This is a genomic window from Streptomyces nogalater, from assembly GCF_039532885.1.
Lineage (GTDB): Bacteria > Actinomycetota > Actinomycetes > Streptomycetales > Streptomycetaceae > Streptomyces > Streptomyces nogalater.
Genome location: NZ_BAAASM010000095.1, coordinates 1 through 2,657 on the forward strand (window position 1 = coordinate 1; position 2,657 = coordinate 2,657).

1 protein-coding gene and 1 pseudogene are annotated in these 2,657 nt (G+C 65.6%); one reads left to right on the plus strand and one right to left on the minus strand.

Annotated features, from left to right (window positions below; translation table 11 throughout):
• The first annotated feature begins 258 nt into the window (after nucleotides 1-258).
• Entirely contained in the window at nucleotides 259-1,773 is a 1,515-nt protein-coding gene (locus tag ABD350_RS37745) for a DUF2971 domain-containing protein (RefSeq protein WP_344353971.1), read from the plus strand.
• Nucleotides 1,774-2,216: 443 nt separating this feature from the next.
• On the opposite strand, the pseudogene ABD350_RS37750 reads toward ABD350_RS37745, so the two are convergent.
• Nucleotides 2,217-2,318, minus strand: a pseudogene (locus ABD350_RS37750) (DUF6207 family protein); the annotation flags it as partial.
• Nucleotides 2,319-2,657: the final 339 nt, after the last annotated feature.

The following is a 2,657-nucleotide window of genomic DNA, read 5'->3' on the forward strand; positions in this document are numbered from 1 at the left end:
CGCCGGACTCCACCTCGCCGCCATCTTCATCTGGTCGGCGAGGTGATCCGAAGGAAACGGCCTAGACCGATCACTGTCAGCACTGCGATTACCGTCGGCACGCTGCGGATGCGATGAGCGGCTGGACTGCGCGAGCCACGAACAGCAGCGTCAACACACCCCACCCCATTCTCGTCAAATTGACGACAATGGAGTAGGGTGTCGAGCACCGGCTGCGCGGGCCAGCGCCAGACAGGACAGCAAAAAAGGGGCTTCTGGATGACCACCGAGGACGGGCTCTCAAGCGGTTGGGCGGCACCCGTACACCTGGCCCCTGCGTTCGAGACCTACAGCGAATACGAAGTGGTCACAGCCCCGCGGACCAGGACCAGCCAGCTCTTCCACTACACCAACACCGCTGCGGCCGTCACCGGCATCCTGCCCACGGGAACACTGCGCCTGTCGCCCTACAAGTCGACCAATGACCTGTGGGAATCACAGCCGCACTACCCGACGCTCAGCGCCCACCACGACCAGCAGGACCTCGACGCCGGCTTCCCCATCTGGGACGAGATCGACCGGCACCTACGCCTGCACACCAAAGTCGGATGCCTGACTCAAGACGTAACTCTCCCGTCCAGCGTGTTCAACCCCGACGCGCTGCGGGGATGGGCCCACCTTTCGCTGTGGGCTCACTACGGTGCCGGGCACACCGGCGTGTGCCTCAGGTTTGACCGGGACAAGCTCGTCAAGTCCTTTCTCGAACACGCCGGTCCGGCAGCCTTCGCCTTCCACGGGCCGGTCCGCTACCTCAGCAGCCAGGACGGCCCTCCCACCCGGGGAATCGATGTCGGGCAGGTCGCCGAGTTCGGGGCGGATGCCGTGGCACTGGCCTATGCGGAAGCCAACAAGGACTTGTTGTTCTTCCGTAAGCACATCGACTGGGCCAGCGAGGCCGAGTACCGGCTCGTCCTGCTGAATCAGTCCACCGAGTTCGACTACGTCGACATCAGGTCCGCGCTAACCGCCGTCGTCTTGGGCAGCGCGTTCCCGCAGGAGCAGGTGCAAGACCTGCTGGAAGCTCTCAAGCCCTACCCGGGCGTCACCGTGGAGTATCTGCAGTTCCTCAACCGAAGGCTGCTCTGCTTCCCATTCGAAGGCTTCGTCCCACAATCTCGCTCCCACTCCACTCAGGCTTGGCCCGCTCCGCGGCGGGAGGGCTCCCTGGCCGAGCGACTGCTGGCGCTGCGCAGTGCCGAGACCGCAGCCGACGCACGCCGCCAGGCCGCCGAGGCTCTCATCCAGGTACCTCTGGCTCAGCTCGGAGAAGGCGCCGCGAGGCTCGTTTCACAGTTGGACCTGTGGCCCGAGGTCGAGGTAGACAGCCACGCCCGGGTTACAGCCGTGCCCGAACATCTGCGCACACGAAGCCCTGGAGTCCCCGGAGAGACCATCCACTACGAACGTGGCTTCCTGTGCGTGGTGGAAAACCTTCCCCGCCAGTCCCACACCCTGACAGCCTCGGCGGCCATCCAGGTCTTGGACGACGAGCAGCTCCGCCTTCATGCCCTGGTGAACACCGAACACTGGCTGCCTGAGGGAAACAGGCGCGAGGAACACTGGCGTAGCGAGCAGGAGACCGATGCAGCCAATGCCCAGGCAGCGGTGGCTGCACTCCTGGAGGAGCTGACCGCTGCTGTGCAGCGCACCCGCACGGCATTCGATGACGCGCGCGGCGTCAGCCCGGAACAGCCAGAAGAAGCACCGTGCTGCCCAGATCAGGACAAGCATTGATGCAGGGAGACCAGCTTCAGGCGTGTGGGCCGACCGTCATTACCACGGGCGGGCGTCAGCAGGCCATGTAACCGGCCGTCGCCGGCCCGCCCGCCTCATGGCCGAGCCAGAAACCGCATAACGCCGAACTGCCCGCGGGGGCCATCCAGCCACGCTCGACCGCTGGCCACAGCGTGAGCGAACCGGGACATGGCGCCCTTACTGATGCCCACTTACCCAACAGTGATCTGTCGCGCCGCCACCCACAACAGCACCGGCGGCGGGCTCCTCACGTGCACCGACAGCCGGACCGAGTCCGGTGCCGGGTCCTGGAACCTCCGTCCTTGGTCCCGGCCGGACGGGGCCTCACGCACAAGCCCGGCCGCACGCACGGTCCGACCGGCTGCGCAGGGCCGACGGTTTTCCCTCTGCATGAGCCAGCATGGTTGTCGGCTGTCTGGTCATCACCCCGCAGAGTTTTCAGGGCCAGCGAGTTCTTGGCGCAGGTCCACGTAACAGCGCAGCCGCACACCCGGCTCCCCAGGCCGGCGTGTGGTGCGCTCGGCCGGCGCGGTGGCCGATGGCTGCGGCCGTGCCCACTACGGCGAGGACAAGGCGCCTGGTCTCCGGCTACATGCAGCGCATGATGGACTGAACTCGCTACAGAGCACACATGAACAGGTCATCTCTGAGGTGAAGTTGAGCTTCGAGGTGGCGAACAAGGCCGGGCGGATCAGCCCGGTGGTGTCCGTCGGGACCAGCTCAACCGCTCCAGAGGACTCCGTACTGCGGCAACATTGGAAGTGCCATCGGCCTGTCCAGCAGCGTCGTCATATGACGTCACCAGCGAATGTCATCAGCCGCCACCAAGGGCATCCGCTTATCTGCAGGTCAGAGCACCCACA